This window comes from Pseudomonas sp. PB120 (assembly GCF_009761815.1).
Taxonomy (GTDB): Bacteria; Pseudomonadota; Gammaproteobacteria; order Pseudomonadales; family Pseudomonadaceae; genus Aquipseudomonas.
In genome coordinates, this window is sequence record NZ_RWIN01000103.1 from 43297 (window position 1) to 62254 (window position 18958).

Below are 18958 nucleotides of genomic sequence, written 5' to 3' on the forward strand. Positions count from 1 at the left end.
CGGCGATAGGGCCGGCACATTCAACATCAATGGCCACTGACACACTGCCTCGCTCCTACAGCTGGAATTCACTGTCGATTTTCCGGTGGAGGCGGCATCCCCCGCGCTCTATGCTCAACCCATGAACCTACAAAACGCTTTGCTGCCGCCCCACGCCGAGATGGTCCGCGCCATGCTCGAACGAGACACCGCCTACGAGGGGGTGTTTTTTACTGCGGTCAAAACCACAGGCATCTTCTGCCGGCCCAGCTGCACCGCCCGCAAGCCGAAACCGGAGAACGTCGAGTTCTTCGCCCACGCCGACGACTGCCTGTCAGCGGGTTACCGCGCCTGCTTGCGCTGCAAGCCGCTGGACGCTGCCGCCATCGCGCCCGACTGGGTGCAACGCCTGCTCACCTCCGTGGAAGCCGATCCCGAATTGCGCTGGACCGACGCCCAGTTGCTGGCCGAAGGCATCGAGCCGCTGAAGCTGCGTCGCTGGTTCAAACAGCATTTCGGCATGACGTTCCACGCCTGGCTGCGCACCCGGCGATTGGGTATGGCACTGGGCGGGATCAAACAAGGCAACTCTATCGATGACGTGGCCTACGACTCCGGATACGAATCCCTGAGCGGTTTTCGCGATGCGTTTCAAAAGTCCTTCCACATCACACCGGGTCGCGCCGCCAACAGCGAGCCGCTGCTGTTCACGCGCCTGACCACGCCGCTGGGGCCGATGATCGCGATGGCCGAACGACGCGGACTGGTGATGCTGGAGTTTCTTGATCGTCCGGCGCTGACCCGGGAAGTCGAGGCACTGCAGAACCGTTATGGCTATGCAGTGGCGCCAGGGCATAACGCACATTTGCAACAAATCGAAGCAGAACTGGCGCAGTATTTCGCCGGCACACTCAAGGCGTTCACCGTCGCTCTGCACTTGCCGGGCAGCGAATTTTCCCGGCAGGTCTGGGCCGAACTGGCGAAAATCCCCTACGGCCAGACCAGCACTTACGGCACCATCGCCGCGATACTCGGCAAGCCCGGTGCCAGTCGCGCGGTCGGGCTGGCCAACGGGCATAACCGTCTCTCGATTGTCGTGCCTTGCCACCGGGTGATCGGTGCAGACGGCTCGTTGACGGGCTATGGTGGAGGACAACCGCGCAAGGCGTTCCTGCTGCGGCTGGAAAATTCAGCCGTCCAGATCACCCGGCAGCTTGCCTTCTGATCGCTCTACTATTTCAAAGGGAAGGGTTTCGATGGACAGGTTCGACCAGCAGTTCCACAGGCTGCACCAGGACGGTTTGCTGATTCTCACCAACGTCGCCGATGCCGCCGGTGCGCGGCTGGTAGAGCAATTGGGCTGCAAGGCCGTTGCCACCAGCAGTGCGGCGGTGGCGTGGGTTCACGGGTATCCGGACGGCAACGCCCTGCCCCTCGAACGCCTGGTCTCGACAGTCGAATCCATCGCCCGGGTGATCTCGGTGCCGTTGACCGTGGACATCGAGGCCGGCTATTCCGATGACCTGACGCACGTTGCCTCCGTCATCGACGCGGTGCTTGCCGCCGGCGCTGTCGGGATCAATATCGAGGACGGCGCATCGGCGCCTGAACTGTTGGCGCGCAAGATCGAAATTGCGCGCCAGGTGGCCGAGCGTCGCGGCGTCAAGTTGTTCATCAATGCACGCTGCGACGTTTACCTCAAGAGCCTGGTACCCGCCGAAGACCGGGTGGCCGAAACCCTCAAACGCGCCGCGTTGTATCAGGCGGCCGGTGCGGATGGACTGTTCGCGGCGGGCATGAGTGCAGAGTACGAAATCGCCGCCCTGTGCCAAGGCACGACATTGCCGGTGAATGTGCTCGGGTTGCCGGGCCTGCCTTCGCCGCAAGCCTTGCAGGCACTGGGGGTACGACGGTTGAGCGCCGGTTCGGGCATTGCCGAGTTCCTGTACGGCGCTATGGCAGGACTGGCCAAGAGTTTTCTGGAAACCGGCAAACTCGACAGCAGTCACCTCAAGCCCTTTACCTATGGGGAAGTCAACGCCCTGCTGAAGCCAGCCGGGAACGCTTGATCGACATGACCGATCCTTATCAACCCGCGATTGAGTTCCTGTCTGGCGTCGATGACGACTGGCGCCGCCACATCGCGGCCATCGGCCCTTGCCTGCACCAACCGCACGCAGCGCGCGATCCTTATGAATCGCTGGTGCGGGCCATTGCGTATCAGCAACTGCACGCAAAAGCCGGGGATGCAATTGTCGGCCGGCTGTTGGCCTTGTTTCCGGCGGGGGCGTTTCCGCGACCCGAGCAGGTGTTGGCAACCGACTTTGATCAGATGCGCAGCTGCGGCTTTTCGGGCAGCAAGATCGCGACCATCCAGGGGATTGCCCAAGCGGCGCTGGACGGGGTGGTGCCGGATTATCCGACGGCACTTGCCATGGACGATGAGGACTTGATCGAGCGCTTGATTACCTTGCGCGGCGTTGGGCGCTGGACGGTGGAAATGTTGCTGATTTACAGCCTGGAGCGGCCGGACATTCTGCCGGCCGATGACTTTGGCGTGCGTGAGGGGTATCGGCGGCTGAAGGGGTTGGAGGTGCAGCCGACGCGCAAGCAGATGGTTGAGATCGGGCTGGGGTGGAGTCCGTATCGCACGGTGGCTTCGTGGTATTTGTGGCGGGTGCCCACCCGGTAGACCGCGTTATCGTTCATCGCGAGCAGGCCCGGCTCCCATAGGGATCTGCGGTGATTACAGGTTTTATAAACGACGACGATCCCCTGTAGGAGCCGAGCTTGCTCGCGAAGGCGTCGGCACTTTCACCCCATCTTCTAGGCTAATCCGGATCACTTCAGTCACTGGAGGTCCTCATGCAACTCGAAGGTTCCTGCCATTGCGGCGCGGTGTCGTTCAGTCTGACCAGCGCCCACCCCTACCCGTATCAACGCTGCTATTGCTCGATCTGCCGCAAGACCCAGGGCGGCGGCGGTTACTCGATCAATATTGCGGGCGATGCCAACAGCCTGAAAGTGCGCGGGCGCAAACACATCGCTGTTTACCATGCGCGAATGAAAGATGAAGGCGACGCACGTGCCCACCGCAGCACCGCCGAGCGGCATTTCTGCTCGGTGTGCGGCTCGGGCTTATGGCTGTTCAGCCCGGAATGGCCAGAGCTGATTCACCCGTTTGCCTCGGCCATCGACACCCCGCTGCCGGTGCCGCCGGAACACACACATTTGCTGCTCGATTCCAAGGCACCCTGGGTGGAGGTCGACGTACGTCCTGGCGATAAGCAGTTCGAGGGTTATCCCGAGGAATCCATTGCGGATTGGCATGAACGCCTCGGTTTGAGCCGTTAGGCAGGCGGGAGCGTTATGCGGCGGCAGGGACGCCGCTGTGGAAGCGGAACTCCACGTCCGGCGATTCGATCAGGTCCTGCTCGGCGGCGCGGACCTTGTCGATCACCTGGGCGATGTCCTTGGCGTCCCCGTACTGGTAGGCCAGTTTCAGGTAACCCTGGAAATGCCGGGCTTCGCTTTTCAGCAGGCCGAAGTAGAACTTGCCCAGTTCTTCGTCCAGGTGCGGCACCAGCGCTTCGAAACGCTCGCAGCTGCGGGCTTCGATAAAGGCGCCGACCACCAGCGTGTCCACCAGTTTGACCGGCTCGTGGCTGCGCACCACTTTGCGCAGGCCCGAGGCGTATCGTCCGGCGGACAGCTGGCGCAACTCGATCTTGCGTTTTTTCATCAGGCGCATGACTTGTTCGTGATGCACCAGCTCTTCCCGGGCCAGACGCGACATCAGGTTGATCAGATCGACGTGGGAGTGGTACTTGGCAATCAGGCTCAACGCCGTGCTGGCGGCCTTGAATTCGCAGTTCTTGTGGTCGATCAGCAGGGTTTCCTGATCGGCCAGCGCGGCCTGGACCCAGCCGTCGGGAGTACGGCAGCCGAGGAACTCGTGAATTTCGGGAAGGATCATGGGGCTCACGGATAAAAGGTTCAAAACGAAGGGCGCCGATTATACCGGCCTGCCGGCAGACCACCAGTCGCGAACCGTTGATATGCATCAAGTCCCCGAATGCAGAGCAGCAACTATAGTTGTGCAACGCCATGCTTTTTCATTCTCTGGAGATCCCGATCATGCAAGCCATTCGCAGCATTCTGGTGGTCATCGAACCCTCGCCAGACGAAAGCCTGGCCTTGCGCCGCGCCAAAGTGATTGCCGGGGTGACGCAGGCCCATTTGCACCTGCTGGTCTGCGACAAGAAGCATGATCACGCCGAGCACCTGCGCGAGCTCAAGGATCAACTGCTGGGGGACGGTTACAGCGTCACCACCGAACAGGCCTGGAATGAAAGCCTGCATGAGACCATCGTCGACGTGCAGCAAGCCGAAGGCTGCGGTTTGGTGGTCAAGCAGCATTTTCCCGACAGCCCGCTGAAAAAGGCCCTGCTGACCCCGGAAGACTGGAAACTGCTGCGCACCTGCCCAACCCCGGTTCTATTGGTGAAAACCGCCGAATCCTGGAAGGACCGAGTGATTCTGGCGGCCATCGATGTCGGCAATACCGATGGCGAACACCGGCACTTGCACAACACCATCATCGATCACGGCTATGACATCGCCAGCCTGGCCAAGGCTCACTTGCATGTGATCAGCGCGCACCCGTCGCCGATGCTGTCGTCGGCCGACCCGACGTTCCAGCTCAGCGAAACCATCGAGGCCCGTTATCGCGAGCAGTGCAAGGCGTTCCAGGCCGAGTTCGACATTGACGACTCGCACCTGCATATCGCGGAAGGCCCGGCGGACGTGCTGATCCCGTTCATGGTGCACAAACTGCGGGCGGCGTTGATCGTGATTGGAACTGTCGCGCGCAGCGGGTTATCCGGGGCCTTGATCGGCAATACGGCGGAGGTGGTGCTGGATTCGGTGGAGAGCGATGTGCTGGTGCTCAAGCCGGACGAGATCATGGATCATCTTGAGGAGGTTGCGACGGGGCATTGAGGGGTTGCGGTGCCTGGGAGGACGTCATCGCGAGCAGGCTCGCTCCTACAGGGGATTTGAATCGTTCACAAAACCCCTGTAGGAGCGAGCATGCTCGCGATGCTTTTAGCCGCCAAAGGCGTCTTTTAGAAACCCGGGGGCGATATATCGCTGGTAATGCGCCTCGGACAGCAGAAAAAACTCCCGATCAATTGCATCGCGTAATTCCGGCAAATTCCAGTCGCGAAACTCCGGCATCAGCACCATCCCGTAGGCTTCCAGGTTGTTGATCACCCGCGCGCCCCGCGCGATCAGCTGATACGCCCAGCAATATTCCGACTGGTGCGGCACGAAGCGAATTTTGCGCTGCTCCAGTTGCTGGCGCAGGCGCTGGCCATCGAAAACTTCCAGTTTGCTGGCCATCACCTGGGACAACAGTTGCTCCAGACGCAGCCACACCGCGCGCTTTTCCTCCTCGTTGTAACCGTTCCAGTTGATCACTTCATGGTGGAAACGCTTGCAGCCACGGCAGACCAGGTCACCGTAAACAGTGGAGCAGAGGCCGACGCAGGGGGTCTTGATGGTCTGATTGGGCATAAGTCAGGGAGGCACGGGAAAGCAAAACAGGTCGGCATGTTAGCCCTTTGGCCAAAAATCATCACCCACCAAAGTTCAATAGAGCCTGACTTACCTTTAATTTTTTTTTGCCGTAGAATCAGCCAGCCTTTTAAGGCGCCAATGTCCGTTTGAAGCTGTTTTCAAAGCGTCACGAGCACAGTCGTTCCTTCAGAGCGGTGTTGGCGAAGGGTTTTTCCAGCGGGGAAAAGCCCAACGCCAACCCTCATCAGCTCCCGTTCTGCAGGCGTAAAACTTTGAAAGCAGCTTCTGTAAGGAATTGTCGGTAATTCTGGCTAAGTGGCCCACAACGCCATGCAGCGCATGAGTACGGCAATTTCGGGATGAGCGTCCCGGACACCCATTTGGGACCACTGATGAGGGTAATAACTGTGCTTGAAGCCTACCGCAAACATATCGAAGAGCGTGCAGCACTGGGTATCGTTCCCCAGCCGCTTAACGCCGAACAAACTGCAGGCCTGGTCGAGCTGCTGAAAAATCCCCCGGCTGGCGAAGAAGCTTTCCTCGTTGACCTGATCACCAATCGCGTTCCGCCTGGAGTGGACGAAGCAGCCTATGTAAAGGCCGGCTTCCTGTCCGCCCTCGCCAAAGGCGAAGCAAAATCCCCGCTGATTGACAAGAAACGCGCTGTTGAACTGCTCGGCACCATGCAAGGCGGCTACAACATCGTCACTCTGGTCAACCTGCTGGACGACGCCGAACTGGCGCCAGTCGCAGCCGAAGAACTCAAGCACACCCTGCTGATGTTCGACGCTTTCCACGACGTCGCTGAAAAAGCCAAGAACGGCAACGTTCACGCCAAAGGCGTGCTGCAATCCTGGGCTGACGGCGAGTGGTTCGTTAAGCGCCCGGTCCTGGCCGACAAGATCAGCCTGCGCGTCTTCAAGGTCACCGGCGAAACCAACACCGACGACCTGTCCCCTGCCCCGGATGCCTGGTCCCGCCCGGACATCCCGCTGCACGCCCTGGCCATGCTGAAAATGGCTCGCGACGGCATCGTGCCTGACGTCCAGGGCGTCACCGGCCCGATGAAGCAGATCGAAGAAATGCGCAACGCCGGCTTCCCGATCGCCTACGTGGGCGACGTGGTCGGTACCGGTTCTTCGCGTAAATCGGCGACCAACTCCGTACTGTGGTTCTTCGGCGACGACGTTCCTTACGTGCCGAACAAGCGCGCTGGCGGTTTCTGCTTCGGCAGCAAGATCGCTCCGATCTTCTACAACACCATGGAAGATGCCGGCGCACTGCCAATCGAATTCGACGTAACCAACATGAACATGGGCGACGTGATCGACCTGTACCCGCATGCTGGCAAAGTCTGCAAACACGGCACCGACGAAGTCCTGACCACCTTCGAAATGAAGACCCCGGTCCTGTTGGACGAAGTTCGTGCTGGCGGCCGTATCCCGCTGATCATCGGCCGTGGCCTGACCGACAAGGCTCGCGCTGAACTGGGCCTGGGCCCTACCGATCTGTTCAAACTGCCTCAAGCACCTGTCGACACCGGCAAGGGCTTCACCCTGGCACAGAAAATGGTCGGCAAGGCGTGCGGCCTGCCAGAAGGCAAAGGCGTTCGCCCAGGTACTTACTGCGAACCGAAAATGACCACCGTCGGTTCTCAGGACACCACCGGTCCTATGACCCGTGACGAACTGAAAGACCTGGCGTGCCTGGGCTTCTCGACCGATCTGGTAATGCAGTCCTTCTGCCATACCGCGGCTTACCCTAAGCCGATCGACGTGACCACCCACCACACCCTGCCAGACTTCATCATGACCCGCGGCGGCGTTTCCCTGCGCCCGGGCGACGGCATCATCCACTCGTGGCTGAACCGCATGCTGCTGCCGGACACCGTCGGTACCGGTGGTGACTCCCACACCCGTTTCCCGATGGGCATCTCGTTCCCGGCCGGTTCCGGTCTGGTCGCGTTCGCCGCTGCCACCGGCGTTATGCCGCTGGACATGCCGGAATCGATCCTGGTGCGCTTCAAAGGCAAAATGCAACCGGGCGTCACCCTGCGTGACCTGGTTCACGCCATTCCTTACTTCGCGATTCAGGCTGGCCTGTTGACCGTTGAGAAGAAAGGCAAGAAGAACGCCTTCTCCGGCCGCATCCTGGAAATCGAAGGCCTGGACAACCTGAGCATCGAACAGGCTTTCGAGCTGTCCGACGCCTCGGCTGAACGTTCGGCTGCCGGTTGCACCATCAAGCTGTCGAAAGAGTCGATCACCGAGTACCTGAACTCCAACATCACCCTGTTGCGCTGGATGATCGGCGAAGGTTACGGCGATGCTCGTACCCTGGAACGTCGCGCCCAAGCGATGGAAGCCTGGGTTGCCAACCCTGAGCTGATGGTTGCCGATGCTGACGCCGAATACGCTGAAGTCATCGAAATCGACCTGGCCGACATCAAAGAGCCTGTGCTCTGCGCGCCGAACGATCCGGACGACGCCCGTCTGCTGTCCAGTGTTGCTGGCGAGAAGATCGACGAAGTGTTCATCGGTTCGTGCATGACCAACATCGGTCACTTCCGCGCTGCCGGCAAACTGCTGGATCAGGTCAAGGGTCAGCTTCCAACCCGTCTGTGGCTGTCGCCGCCGACCAAAATGGATGCTCACCAGCTGACCGAAGAAGGCTACTACGGCATCTACGGCAAGGCCGGCGCACGCATGGAAATGCCAGGCTGCTCGCTGTGCATGGGTAACCAGGCACGTGTAGAGCCGAACTCGACTGTTGTGTCGACGTCGACCCGTAACTTCCCGAACCGTCTGGGTGACGGCGCGAACGTCTACCTGGCTTCGGCTGAGCTGGCGTCTGTTGCTTCCATCCTGGGTCGCCTGCCGACCGTCGAGGAGTACATGGAATACGCTGGCAAGATCGACAGCATGGCGGCCGATGTTTACCGCTACCTGTCCTTCGACCAGATTGCCGAGTTCCGTGAAGCTGCTGCGAACGCCAACATTCCGGTCGTTCAAGCCTAACGCTGCAACGCAATGAAAAACGCCGCCCATCGCGAGATGAGCGGCGTTTTTTTATGTCCGCAAGAAGATGGCGTCGCACAATCTCTTGTAGGAGCGAGCTTGCTCGCGATGGAGTGTCAGACAACACGTTGCATGCTGACACACCATCGTCGGAACGCCGCCCGGAGCAAGCTCGCTCCTACAGGGTTATGCGTTTGGCTTTAGGGCTTGTTGCACCGCGCCATCTACGCTCAGGTCGCTGAAAATGACCTGCTCGCGCTCCTGGGCCGGCAGCTTCGACAGAACGACTTTAGCCCCATGCTTGAGGCGCGCCAGAATCAGCCGCTTGTCCTCGGCCCGCACCTGCAAAAAGAACGCTTCCAGCGCCTCGATGCTGGTGCCGTCCAGATCGGGAGACTCTTCGAGGCTTAGAATAATCGTGTGAACGGGCGGTTGCGCGTGCCGCGCCAGACGCAAGGCATTGCCCAGAATCCGCTCCACGTTGGCAAAAAAAAGCGCTTCGCTCGGCCTCACGATCAGCACACCCGGAATTTCCCTCGCTTGCGGATGACGCTGCAGATCAACAAAATCATGGCCGCTGCCAATTTGCCCCAGCACCTGAATATCCGCCGAAGACATCTGCTTGAGCATCAGCACCACGCTGATCGCCACCGCCACCAGCAAGCCGTCCAGCACACCCAATACCAGCACTGCCGCGACCGCGCAGATCACCAGTAACCGGTCGCGGCGCCAGATGAAATAACGGCCCAGCGGCTGCAGGCTCAGGCCGCGCGCCAATGCATGAATGACGATGGCGGCCAGTACCGGTTCGGGGGTGAGTGCGATGTAGGGCAGCAACGTCAATACGATCAGCAATACCACCCCCGCCGCCACCGCACCGGCCAGACGCGAACCGGCACCCGCCGCCTCATTGGCCGAGGTCGCGGAATAACCGGCGCCCGCCGGCATGCCGTGGAACAGGCCCGACAGCAGGTTCGCCGCGCCGAGGGCCAACAGGTCACGGTTCGAGGACACCCGGTCACCGTGCTTCAGCGCGAAGGAGCTGATCGATCCATAGGATTCAGCGTACAGAATCATCACCATGGCAAACGCCAGTTCGCCCAGGCGCAGCCAGTCGCTGAACGGCAACACCGGCAGATGCGGGACCTCCAGACTGAGGTCGATGACGCCGATCAATTTGACCCCGTAGCTCGACAGGTTCAGCCATTGGCCGGCCGCAATCCCGAGCGCCACCACCAGCAAACCGCCCGGCACACGCCGGAACCGCGAACACAACCACAGCACCAGCAAGGCCACGGCGGCCACCAGCGCGCCGACTCGATTCCATTGGGGTAATTGCTCCAGCAGTTGCGGCAAGTAGCGAATCAGGTTGGCGCCGTCCAGGTGCACATCGACGGCGCTCGCGACCTGCTTGAGGATGATGGTCACGGCCAGGCCCAACGCAAAGCCCCGCAGCACCGGTTTGGCGATGAACGAGGTCACGCTGCCGAGTTTGAACAGGCCGGCGAGCAGGAAAAATCCGCCAGTGACCAGCACCAGGCCGATGGCGAGGATGACGCGCAAACCTGAATCGCCATTGGCCAGCGTGGCCGTGGCCGCAGCGAGGACGGCGGCCGAAGACGAGGTCGCGGAAACAATGGCAAACCGGCTGGTGCCGAACAATCCGTAGCACAGCAAACCGGCAAACAAGGCGATGACGCCGGCCTGTGGTGGTAATGCGGCGATGCTTGAATAGGCCACCGCCTCGGGCAACAACAAACCGGCGATCGACAAACCCGCCAGCACGTCCAGCCAACGGTTGGGCGTATCGGCAAGGGGTTGCGTCGATGCACCGTGGGCATGAGGCATGAAGCGTCTCCAGAGAAAGATCGACAAGCCGATCAAGGCCCTAGGGTAGCCGTTTATCCGGCTGGGTGTGTATGCCGGACGCACGCCATAAAAAAACGCCGCCCTTCGTTAGAAGAGCAGCGTTTTTTCCAGCACCGTGTCGCACCCATCGCGAGCAGGCTCACTCCTACAGAGGACCGTGCAAATCCTGTGGGAGCGGGCTTACAGCCCCCGCAAAATCATCAGGCAGTCAGCGAATAAACCAACGCCGTAGTCGCCACCAGGCCCACCGCCGTCACGAAGACGTTGGACGCCTGACCACGATAACGCGCCATGGCCGGCACCTTGCGGATCGCGTACATCGGCATCAGGAACAGGATCGCCGCGATGACCGGGCCACCGAGGGTTTCGATCATGCCGAGGATGCTCGGGTTCAGGGTGGCGACAATCCAGCACACCACGAGCATGAAAGCAGCCGTCATGCGGTCCAGGGTTTTCGGCGCCGGACGCTTGCCGCTTTTCACGACCAGGCCTTTGAAACCTTCACTCGCGCCGATGTAGTGCCCCAGGAACGACTTGGAAATGGCCACGAATGCAATCAACGGTGCTGCGAAAGCGATGGTCGGGTTGCTGAAGTGGTTAGCCAGGTACGACAGGATCGACAGGTTCTGCGCCTTCGCCTCCGCCAGTTGCGCCGGCGACAGGGTCAGCACGCAGCTGAAGACGAAGAACAGCACCATCACCACCATCAAGGCGTGGGCACGGGACAGGATCTGCGAGCTGCGCTCTTCGGCGTGATCGCCATAACGACGCTTCTGGTCCACCGCAAACGCCGAGATGATCGGCGAATGGTTGAACGAGAACACCATGACCGGAATCGCCAGCCACAACGTGTGCAGCAACGCCGACGGTTCAGGCAGGGTCGAGGCGGTGGCCAGGATGCCGCCGTTCCAGTGCGGAATCAGAAACACCGCCAGGAACAGCAACGCCACGATGAACGGATAGACCATCAGGCTCATGGCCTTGACGATCGCCTGCTCGCCGCAACGCACCACGGCCAGCAGGCCGAGGATCAGCACGAGCGACAGCACGGCGCGCGGTGGCGGCATGATGTGCAGTTGATGCTCGAGGAAACTGCCCACGGTGTTGGTCAGCGCCACGCTATAGATCAACAGGATCGGGAAGATCGCGAAGAAGTACAGCAAGGTGATCAGCGCGCCGGCCTTGATCCCGAAATGCTCTTCTACGACTTCGGTGATGTCGGCGCCTTCGCGTCCGGACAACACGAAGCGCGTCAGGCCACGGTGCGCGAAAAACGTCATCGGGAACGCCAACACGGCCAGGACCAGCAACGGCCAGAAGCCGCCCAGACCTGCGTTGATCGGCAAAAACAGGGTGCCGGCGCCGATGGCGGTGCCAAACAGGCCCAGCATCCACGTGGTGTCATGGCGATTCCAGCTCGAAAGAGTCGCTGGTGTCGCCGCTACATAGCGTTCGTCGACGCTATTGGCCTGATCATTCATCCGGTGGGATCTCCGCATTCCGGTCACTTGCTACCCGGCCAGGGCGAGTCGGAAATATCCGACAGGCAGCGCCCTGCCCGAAACAGGGGCGCGATTGTCCGGGATTAGTGAGCAGAAGCAAAGACTTAGCTGAGGAATGGTGTTGCGGATCAGATTGACGGGACCCTTTATTAAATAGATGTTTTAAAAAATCTATTTAATAAATGTTTGGCACAATGTATTTTCAATCGTACCTGCCAACCGGCAGTCCTGACAGGCGGAGCTCCTCATGCCACTCGTTCGCGTCGACATCAAAAACAACCAGGACCCGACCTTCGCCAAGCGCGTCGGCAGACTGATCTACACGGCGATGCACACCACCATCGGCGTTCCCGAGAACGACAATTTCCAGATCCTCGTCGAACACGATGAACATCACTTCATTTATGACCCGACGTTCATGGGCATCAACCGCACCGACAACCTGGTGATCATCCAGATCACGCTGATGGAAGGCCGAACCACCGAGCAGAAAAAACTGCTCTACAAGACCATCGCCGAAAGCCTGAACACTGAACTGGCGGTGCGCCTTGAAGACGTGTTCATCAACCTGGTGGAGGTCAAGCGCGAGAACTGGTCGTTTGGCAATGGCATCGGCCAATTTGCCGGCTAAAGCACGGACTGCAATCCTGGCAAGGTGACGACCTGACACACGCACGACATTTCCTTATGATGCCAGTCATCTATACCCCTCCACGTCAGTGAGTCGCCATGCCTCGAGTCTCCCGCAAACAAGCCGATCTCAACCGCGAAATCATCGTCGAGGCCGCTACGCGCCTGTTTCGCGAGCGCGGTTTGCATGGCATCAGCGTCGTCGATGTGATGGGCGCTGCGGGCCTGACCCACGGCGGTTTCTATGGCCACTTCGAATCCAGGGAAGCGCTGGCGAAAGAGGCCTGCTCGAGAGCGTTCACTCAATCGATGGAGCGTTGGGAGCAGAAAATCGCTGATCCCGACGACAGCCGTTCAGCCCGCGAACGCATCATCGTGCCGTACCTGTCCGCGGCCAATCGTGACAACCCCGGTGAAAGCTGCCCGGTCACCGCGTTTGCCGGCGACATGTGCCATGAAAGCGCTGAAAGCGGCTTGCACCAGACCTACACCCAAGGGCTTGAAGCGTTGCTGAAAATGCTGGCACCGCTGATGGGGGAAGGTCAGCCAGAGGCCGATCGGAAAGCCGCGCTGGTGAACTATTCGTTGATGGTGGGCGCCCTGACACTGGCCCGCGCGACCAAGGGCGACGCGTTGTCAGATGAAATTCTCGATGCGGCGCGGACTTTTCTCACATCCGACGGTACATCTGCCTAAGCTATAAACGTGCACGAGCCATGGTCTTGCCAAACGGCGTTGTAGCCAGCACTCTCATGCGACATTCGAGCCCCGATATTCCGATGCCCACAGGAGCCCAGCATGCCCGCAACCGTTCTGGTACTGGTTGAAACCATCAATGACTACCTGCCCATTCTCGAACATCAGGGCTTTCACCTGATACTGGCGCCCACGCCTGCCGAACGCGCTGAGGCGATTAGCCGGCACAGCGGACAAATCGACGCGGTACTGACCCGCGGCCCCTTGGGCTTGTACGCAGATGAAATCGCCGCCCTGCCCAACCTCAAGATCATCTGCGTGATTGGCGCCGGTTATGAACACGTCGACCTGCAAGCCGCCGCCGACCGGAACATCACCGTCACCAACGGTGCCGGGGTCAATGCGTCCTCGGTCGCCGACCACGCCATGGCCATGTTGCTGTCACTGGTGCGTGATGTCCCGCGCTGCGACGCGGCCGTGCGCCGTGGCGAATGGCCAAAGATCATGCGCCCGTCCCTGGCCGGCAAACGCTTGGGCATTCTCGGTCTCGGCGCCGTCGGCATGGCCATCGCCAAACGTGCTGCCAACGGGTTCGACATGACCGTGAGTTACCACAACCGTCAGCATCGCAGCGACGTGCCCTACAGCTTCTGCTCGACCCCCACCGAACTGGCCCGCGCTTCGGACTTTCTGATCGTTGCAACGCCCGGTGGTCTCACCACGAAACACCTGATCAACCGCCATGTGCTCGAGGCGCTGGGCTCCAAAGGCTTCCTCGTCAACATCGCCCGGGCCAGCGTGATCGTCACCACCGACCTGGTCAACGCGCTGGAGCAACGCCGGATCGCGGGTGCCGCGCTGGATGTCTTCGATTCCGAACCTCACGTGCCGGACACCCTCAAGGCCTTGACCAACGTCATCCTGACGCCGCATGTCGCCGGTCTCTCCCCGGAAGCCACTCAAGGCACCGTGGAACTGGTGGGGCGCAACCTGGTGGCCTTCTTCTCCAATCAGCCGGTGCTGACGCCGATTGCACTGCCGCCGGCGATGAGCAGCGTCGCTGGTTGAGCTGGATTCAAACGGGTGTATCAAAAACAATGATTGGCAGGCAACACGCTCACCTATAAGGGCTGCTCGTGGTTGTGGGTGTCGGGTGGGCGCATTAGATTAGCCAATAGTCGCAGGCCTCCAGAATAAGCAGAAGGGATAAGCATGGCGCTTACTGACCAGTCCACCCGTATCCGCACCGGCGAAGAGCTTGATGCCAGCCTGATCGATCCATACCTCAAGGCGCATATTCCGGGCCTTAGTGGTGTGCCGCAGATCAGCCAGTTTCCGGGCGGTGCATCGAACCTCACTTACTTGCTGGAATACCCCGGGCAGGAGTTTGTCCTGCGTCGGCCGCCGTTTGGCCACAAGGCCAAATCCGCCCATGACATGGGCCGCGAATTTCGCATCCTCAATCAACTCAAGGACGGCTTTCCGTATTGCCCGAAAGCCTACGTGCACTGCACCGATGAATCGGTGATCGGCGCCGAGTTCTATGTGATGGAACGGGTCAACGGGATCATCCTGCGCTCCGAGCTGCCGCCGGAACTGGGCCTGGACTCGGAAAAGACCGAAGCCCTGTGCAAGAGCTTCATCGACAAGTTTGTCGAGCTGCACCAGGTCGACTACAACGCCTATGGCCTGGGCGACCTCGGCAAGCCCGAAGGCTACGTGGCCCGGCAGATCAAAGGCTGGAGCGACCGTTACGAAAAAGCCCTCACCCCGGACGCGCCGCATTGGGACGTGGTGAAAGCCTGGCTCAACGACAAGATGCCGGCCGACCACCCGACGTCCAGCATCGTGCACAACGACTACCGCTTCGACAACGTGATCCTCGACCCGAACAACCCGATGCAGATCATCGGCGTGCTCGACTGGGAGTTGACCACGCTCGGCGACCCGCTGATGGACCTGGGCAACACCCTCGCCTACTGGATCGAAGCCGGCGACCCGGCACCGGTGCAATTGATGCGCCGCCAGCCAAGCCATGCACCGGGCATGCTGACGCGCCGCGAGTTCGTCGATTACTACGCCGAACGATCGGGCATCCAGATCGACAATTTCGACTTCTACTACTCCTACGGCCTGTTCCGCCTCGCTGGCATCGTGCAGCAGATCTACTACCGCTTCTTCCATGGCCAGACCCAGGACAAACGCTTCGCGCAGTTCATTCACATGAACAAACTGCTGGAGCAGATGAGCCTGCAGGTCATTAAAAAATCCAGCCTCTGAGATCCCCTGTAGGAGCGAGCTTGCTCGCGAAGGTCGTAAACGATAACGCGCGTTTATTGACCAAACGCAGCAAGCCGACCCTACCGAACGGCATCGGCCCCAACCCGGCATTCGACTCAATAACAAGGAATACCCATGTCCAAGACTCAGTTGTTCGACCTCGACGGCAAAATCGCTTTCGTTTCCGGCGCCAGCCGTGGCATCGGTGAGGCCATCGCCAAATTGCTGGCCCAGCAAGGCGCGCACGTGATTGTCTCGAGCCGCAAGCTCGACGGCTGCCAACACGTGGCCGACGCGATCATCGCGGCGGGCGGCAAAGCCACCGCCATCGCGTGCCACATTGGGGAAATGGAACAGATCAGCCAGGTCTTCGCCGGGATCAAGGAACAGTTCGGGCGCCTGGACATCCTGGTCAACAACGCGGCGACCAACCCGCAGTTCTGCAACGTGCTGGACACCGACCTCAGCGCCTTCCAGAAGACCGTCGACGTGAACATCCGCGGCTACTTCTTCATGTCGGTTGAAGCCGGCAAATTGATGCGTGAAAACGGTGGCGGCAGCATCATCAACGTCGCTTCGATCAACGGCATTTCGCCGGGCATCTTCCAGGGCATCTACTCGGTGACCAAGGCTGCCGTGATCAACATGACCAAAGTGTTCGCCAAGGAATGCGCGCAATTCGGTATTCGCTGCAACGCCCTGCTGCCGGGCCTGACCGATACCAAGTTCGCGTCGGCGCTGGTGAAGAATGACGCGATTCTGAAGACCGCATTGCAGCAGATTCCGCTCAAGCGCGTGGCGGATCCGAGCGAAATGGCGGGTGCGGTGTTGTACCTGGCGAGCGATGCGTCCACCTACACCACCGGGGTTTCGCTGAACGTGGATGGTGGTTTCCTGTCGTGAAGCGATAAACCTGTAGGAGCGAGCTTGCTCGCGATGGATGTAAGAACGCCGCGTTTCATCAGCAAGCAAGCGTTATCGTTAACGTCCATCGCGAGCAAGCTCGCTCCTACATTTGATCCCTGCGTTTATTGGGTAACACAGCGCGTCAGGGTGGTGGTTTTCGTCACCTGCGCGTCCACCCGGGCATCGCCCTGCACGTCAGTATTTTCACTGGTCTGACAGGTACGGACCGGATCTGGAGGCGGTGCGGCGGGGGGCGGTGGTGGTGGGCTGGCACAACCACCAAGAATCGCTGCACAGAGCGCGAATGACAGAAGCGGTAAAACGCGTTTCCCAAGACTATTCATAGGTAGACCCGCGGTAATTGATGTACACATGGGTGTGACAACAAAACAACGCAGGAAAGTCCACTCTCCGGTCACAGAAAACAAAAACACTGTCGAATTTCCCTGAATCCGGGCACCTCACCCTACGAAAGTGCTCCCGGGCGATGCAAGCCGTTACTCTCCAGCTCATAACGCAGTTCTTCAATCAGGGCATCCACCGCTTCCGGTGTCCTGAGGGTTGAAACGTTCAAGCCACTGACCACCAGATCGACCTGCCCCGACACCGGGTGATAGAGCTTCACCGTTAACGAATTATCACCCGTGACACTGCAGTCACAGGCCAATGGCGAAAAACTCCGCTCCAGTTGCATACGCAATTGCGCCAGATAAATCATTACGCGTGTCCCGTCGCTGTTTCAAAGGAGACGACCGGGCCGAATACCCGTATCGCACCCTCACAGACTAAGCACCGCATAATTGCGCCAACACTCGAATTTGCACCCCCGCAATTAGTGCATTTGCACCTTATCGTTGACCCTTTGGTCGCCACTCTGCGGCAAACAAACCCCGTTCACGCGCCCACACAATCGCCTCGCTGCGACTGTGAACATCGAGCTTGGAATACACCGTCGACACATGGTTACGCACCGTGTTGGGGGCCAGTTTCAATCGGGCGGCAATCTCCTTGTCCGCCAGGCCTTCGCAAATCAGCCCCAATACATCGCGCTCGCGGGCGGTCAAGTCGGTGAACGAAACGCTGGGCAGTTTTGGCGAGTTAACGTTTTTCACGTTGGCGAGTTTTTCGATCAGGGTGCGACTGAACCATGAGGCGTCTTTCATCACCTCTTCAATCGCTGCCACCAACTCCAGCTCCGTGCGTTTGCGATCGGTGATGTCCATCAGCACTAGCAGGTAACACGGGCTGTCCTGAATGTTTACGGTGTCGGCGGACACCGCGCAATCAATCAGCTCGGTGTCTTTTTTACGCACGCGAACATCGATGCGATCCAGGCTGCCGGTTTTTTCCAGGGCTGCAAACAACCGGGTCCGGGCGCCCTTGTCATGGACAAAATCAATCTCGGCGATGGTCTTGCCGAGCACCTCTTCACTGGGGTACGCCAGGGTGTCGAGGAACGCTTCATTGACGTCCATGACCACTTGATCCGCGGCGCTGCACACCAGGATCGGCACCGGCGTCAGGCGAAAGGCCTTGGCAAACCGCTCCTCGCTCTGGCGCAAGGCGACTTCCGCCTTGTGCCGAGGCTCCATGTCGACGAAGGAAAACAGCATGCAGTCTTCGTCGTTCAGCTCCAGCGGCTGACCCGCGACGATCACCTGTTTGCTGCTGCCATCGGGCAGCTTGAGTTCAGCCTGCATCTGCGGAATGGTCGCGTGTTCGCGCAAACGCTCGATGGCCAGGTCTTTCCTCTCAGCGCCTTCCAGGATATCCAGCTCATAGGTCGACACGCCGATGACTTGATCACGGGCGTACCCGGACATTTCCAGAAAGCCGGAATTGACCTTGATGTAGCGCAAATCGCTGAGCCGGCAGATCACCGCCGGGGCCGGGTTGGCATTGAAGGTTTTCTCGAAGCGCTGCTCAGCGCTGGCCCACTCGGTGACATCGTCCATGATCAGCACCAAGGACTCCGGGTCGCCTGCACTGTTGGCCAACACCATGCTGCGCACGCTGTGGACCCAAGTGCGCTCTTGGTCTTGCTCCGACATCACTTCTACCAGCACATCGCTGAACGTCTCACCCCGGGCCACCCGGCTGATCGGGTAGTGATCGGCCGGAACCGGGTGATTGTTGCGATAACGCAAGGCGAAGCGCTTGGCATATTCCTGGGCATTTGCCCCCAGATCGCTGATCTGGCCGACACCGTGCATGGCCAGCGCGGCGTCATTGGCCCAGAGGATCGTCTGGTCGAGTTCCAGCAGAATCACGCCATCGGACAACCCGGCGATGATCTGTTGCAACTGGCGGCGATTGGTTTCGGTGATCAGGACGTCCTGGCTCATTGGCGCTCCACACGTGCGCCGGCACTTTCATGCGCCGGCCTGTGAAGATGTCGACCGCTGGCGTTTGAGATAGTGCGACAAACCACTCCCTGTGTAGGAGCGAGCTTGCTCGCGATGGTGTGTCAGTCTGCACCGCGGTGTCTGACACTCCATC

General features: G+C 60.0%; 17 protein-coding genes. 11 read left to right on the forward strand and 6 right to left on the reverse strand.

Translation table 11 applies throughout. The annotated features are described in order from the left end of the window. The first annotated feature begins 121 nt into the window (after positions 1-121). From EJA72_RS19150 to EJA72_RS19165, 4 genes are all read left to right on the forward strand, one after another. A complete protein-coding gene (locus EJA72_RS19150; RefSeq protein WP_157712975.1) occupies positions 122-1204 on the forward strand; it encodes a bifunctional transcriptional activator/DNA repair enzyme AdaA in 1083 nt (360 codons plus the stop codon). A gap of 31 nt (positions 1205-1235) precedes the next feature. After that, positions 1236-2048 (forward strand): isocitrate lyase/phosphoenolpyruvate mutase family protein, encoded by an 813-nt coding sequence (locus EJA72_RS19155; protein ID WP_157712976.1) that lies wholly within the window; start codon positions 1236-1238, stop codon positions 2046-2048. A gap of 5 nt (positions 2049-2053) precedes the next feature. After that, a complete protein-coding gene (locus EJA72_RS19160) occupies positions 2054-2671 on the forward strand; it encodes a DNA-3-methyladenine glycosylase (RefSeq protein WP_157712977.1) in 618 nt (205 codons plus the stop codon). 173 nt (positions 2672-2844) lie between these two features. Beyond that, the gene (locus tag EJA72_RS19165; protein WP_157712978.1) at positions 2845-3333 is read left to right on the forward strand and encodes a GFA family protein; all 489 of its coding nucleotides are present in this window, start codon (positions 2845-2847) and stop codon (positions 3331-3333) included. A gap of 13 nt (positions 3334-3346) precedes the next feature. Here the strand turns inward: EJA72_RS19165 and EJA72_RS19170 are convergent, their stop codons facing one another. Continuing rightward, the gene (locus EJA72_RS19170; RefSeq protein WP_157712979.1) at positions 3347-3955 is read right to left on the reverse strand and encodes a tRNA-(ms[2]io[6]A)-hydroxylase; all 609 of its coding nucleotides are present in this window, start codon (positions 3953-3955) and stop codon (positions 3347-3349) included. 161 nt (positions 3956-4116) lie between these two features. Here EJA72_RS19170 and EJA72_RS19175 point away from each other — a divergent pair, with 161 nt between their 5' ends. Beyond that, on the forward strand, positions 4117-4980 hold the full coding sequence (locus EJA72_RS19175) for a universal stress protein (protein WP_157712991.1): 864 nt from the start codon (positions 4117-4119) through the stop codon (positions 4978-4980). A gap of 105 nt (positions 4981-5085) precedes the next feature. Here the strand turns inward: EJA72_RS19175 and EJA72_RS19180 are convergent, their stop codons facing one another. Next, the gene (locus tag EJA72_RS19180) at positions 5086-5556 is read right to left on the reverse strand and encodes a DUF1289 domain-containing protein (RefSeq protein ID WP_157712980.1); all 471 of its coding nucleotides are present in this window, start codon (positions 5554-5556) and stop codon (positions 5086-5088) included. Between the two features lie 410 nt (positions 5557-5966). Here EJA72_RS19180 and acnB point away from each other — a divergent pair, with 410 nt between their 5' ends. Beyond that, the gene (gene acnB, locus EJA72_RS19185) at positions 5967-8576 is read left to right on the forward strand and encodes a bifunctional aconitate hydratase 2/2-methylisocitrate dehydratase (RefSeq protein ID WP_178129456.1); all 2610 of its coding nucleotides are present in this window, start codon (positions 5967-5969) and stop codon (positions 8574-8576) included. Between the two features lie 186 nt (positions 8577-8762). On the opposite strand, the gene EJA72_RS19190 is transcribed toward acnB, so the two are convergent. Together EJA72_RS19190 and EJA72_RS19195 are read right to left on the reverse strand one after the other, a co-directional pair. Beyond that, positions 8763-10424 carry a SulP family inorganic anion transporter gene (locus EJA72_RS19190; protein WP_157712982.1) on the reverse strand — a complete coding sequence of 554 codons (1662 nt, stop codon included), beginning with the start codon at positions 10422-10424 and terminating at the stop codon, positions 8763-8765. A 221-nt stretch (positions 10425-10645) separates the two neighbouring features. Next, a complete protein-coding gene (locus EJA72_RS19195) occupies positions 10646-11926 on the reverse strand; it encodes a serine/threonine transporter (protein ID WP_157712983.1) in 1281 nt (426 codons plus the stop codon). A gap of 268 nt (positions 11927-12194) precedes the next feature. Between EJA72_RS19195 and EJA72_RS19200 the strand changes: the two genes are divergently transcribed. From EJA72_RS19200 to EJA72_RS19220, 5 genes are all read left to right on the forward strand, one after another. Then, positions 12195-12578, forward strand: a complete 384-nt coding sequence (locus EJA72_RS19200; protein ID WP_157712984.1) for a tautomerase family protein — start codon at positions 12195-12197, stop codon at positions 12576-12578. 98 nt (positions 12579-12676) lie between these two features. Beyond that, the gene (locus tag EJA72_RS19205; RefSeq protein ID WP_157712985.1) at positions 12677-13273 is read left to right on the forward strand and encodes a TetR/AcrR family transcriptional regulator; all 597 of its coding nucleotides are present in this window, start codon (positions 12677-12679) and stop codon (positions 13271-13273) included. Between the two features lie 102 nt (positions 13274-13375). Beyond that, positions 13376-14341 carry a 2-hydroxyacid dehydrogenase gene (locus tag EJA72_RS19210; protein ID WP_157712986.1) on the forward strand — a complete coding sequence of 322 codons (966 nt, stop codon included), beginning with the start codon at positions 13376-13378 and terminating at the stop codon, positions 14339-14341. A 144-nt stretch (positions 14342-14485) separates the two neighbouring features. Then, positions 14486-15553, forward strand: coding sequence for a phosphotransferase family protein (locus EJA72_RS19215; RefSeq protein WP_157712987.1), 1068 nt, complete (start codon positions 14486-14488; stop codon positions 15551-15553). Positions 15554-15688: 135 nt separating this feature from the next. Further along, positions 15689-16456, forward strand: coding sequence for an SDR family oxidoreductase (locus EJA72_RS19220; protein ID WP_157712988.1), 768 nt, complete (start codon positions 15689-15691; stop codon positions 16454-16456). 469 nt (positions 16457-16925) lie between these two features. Here EJA72_RS19220 and EJA72_RS19225 read toward each other — a convergent pair whose 3' ends face one another. Further along, positions 16926-17177, reverse strand: a complete 252-nt coding sequence (locus EJA72_RS19225) for a DUF1652 domain-containing protein (protein WP_157712989.1) — start codon at positions 17175-17177, stop codon at positions 16926-16928. A 130-nt stretch (positions 17178-17307) separates the two neighbouring features. Further along, entirely contained in the window at positions 17308-18804 is a 1497-nt protein-coding gene (locus tag EJA72_RS19230) for a helix-turn-helix transcriptional regulator (protein WP_157712990.1), read from the reverse strand. Between the last annotated feature and the right edge of the window lie 154 nt (positions 18805-18958).

Bases quoted from the DNA above. Each gene is read 5' to 3' on its own strand.
- EJA72_RS19150 (WP_157712975.1), top strand. From the start codon at position 122: ATGAACCTACAAAACGCTTTGCTGCCGCCCCACGCCGAGATGGTCCGC.
- EJA72_RS19155 (WP_157712976.1), top strand. From the start codon at position 1,236: ATGGACAGGTTCGACCAGCAGTTCCACAGGCTGCACCAGGACGGTTTG.
- EJA72_RS19160 (WP_157712977.1), top strand. From the start codon at position 2,054: ATGACCGATCCTTATCAACCCGCGATTGAGTTCCTGTCTGGCGTCGAT.
- EJA72_RS19165 (WP_157712978.1), top strand. From the start codon at position 2,845: ATGCAACTCGAAGGTTCCTGCCATTGCGGCGCGGTGTCGTTCAGTCTG.
- EJA72_RS19170 (WP_157712979.1), bottom strand. From the start codon at position 3,955: ATGATCCTTCCCGAAATTCACGAGTTCCTCGGCTGCCGTACTCCCGAC.
- EJA72_RS19175 (WP_157712991.1), top strand. From the start codon at position 4,117: ATGCAAGCCATTCGCAGCATTCTGGTGGTCATCGAACCCTCGCCAGAC.
- EJA72_RS19180 (WP_157712980.1), bottom strand. From the start codon at position 5,556: ATGCCCAATCAGACCATCAAGACCCCCTGCGTCGGCCTCTGCTCCACT.
- EJA72_RS19190 (WP_157712982.1), bottom strand. From the start codon at position 10,424: ATGCCTCATGCCCACGGTGCATCGACGCAACCCCTTGCCGATACGCCC.
- EJA72_RS19195 (WP_157712983.1), bottom strand. From the start codon at position 11,926: ATGAATGATCAGGCCAATAGCGTCGACGAACGCTATGTAGCGGCGACA.
- EJA72_RS19200 (WP_157712984.1), top strand. From the start codon at position 12,195: ATGCCACTCGTTCGCGTCGACATCAAAAACAACCAGGACCCGACCTTC.
- EJA72_RS19205 (WP_157712985.1), top strand. From the start codon at position 12,677: ATGCCTCGAGTCTCCCGCAAACAAGCCGATCTCAACCGCGAAATCATC.
- EJA72_RS19210 (WP_157712986.1), top strand. From the start codon at position 13,376: ATGCCCGCAACCGTTCTGGTACTGGTTGAAACCATCAATGACTACCTG.
- EJA72_RS19215 (WP_157712987.1), top strand. From the start codon at position 14,486: ATGGCGCTTACTGACCAGTCCACCCGTATCCGCACCGGCGAAGAGCTT.
- EJA72_RS19220 (WP_157712988.1), top strand. From the start codon at position 15,689: ATGTCCAAGACTCAGTTGTTCGACCTCGACGGCAAAATCGCTTTCGTT.
- EJA72_RS19225 (WP_157712989.1), bottom strand. From the start codon at position 17,177: ATGATTTATCTGGCGCAATTGCGTATGCAACTGGAGCGGAGTTTTTCG.
- EJA72_RS19230 (WP_157712990.1), bottom strand. From the start codon at position 18,804: ATGAGCCAGGACGTCCTGATCACCGAAACCAATCGCCGCCAGTTGCAA.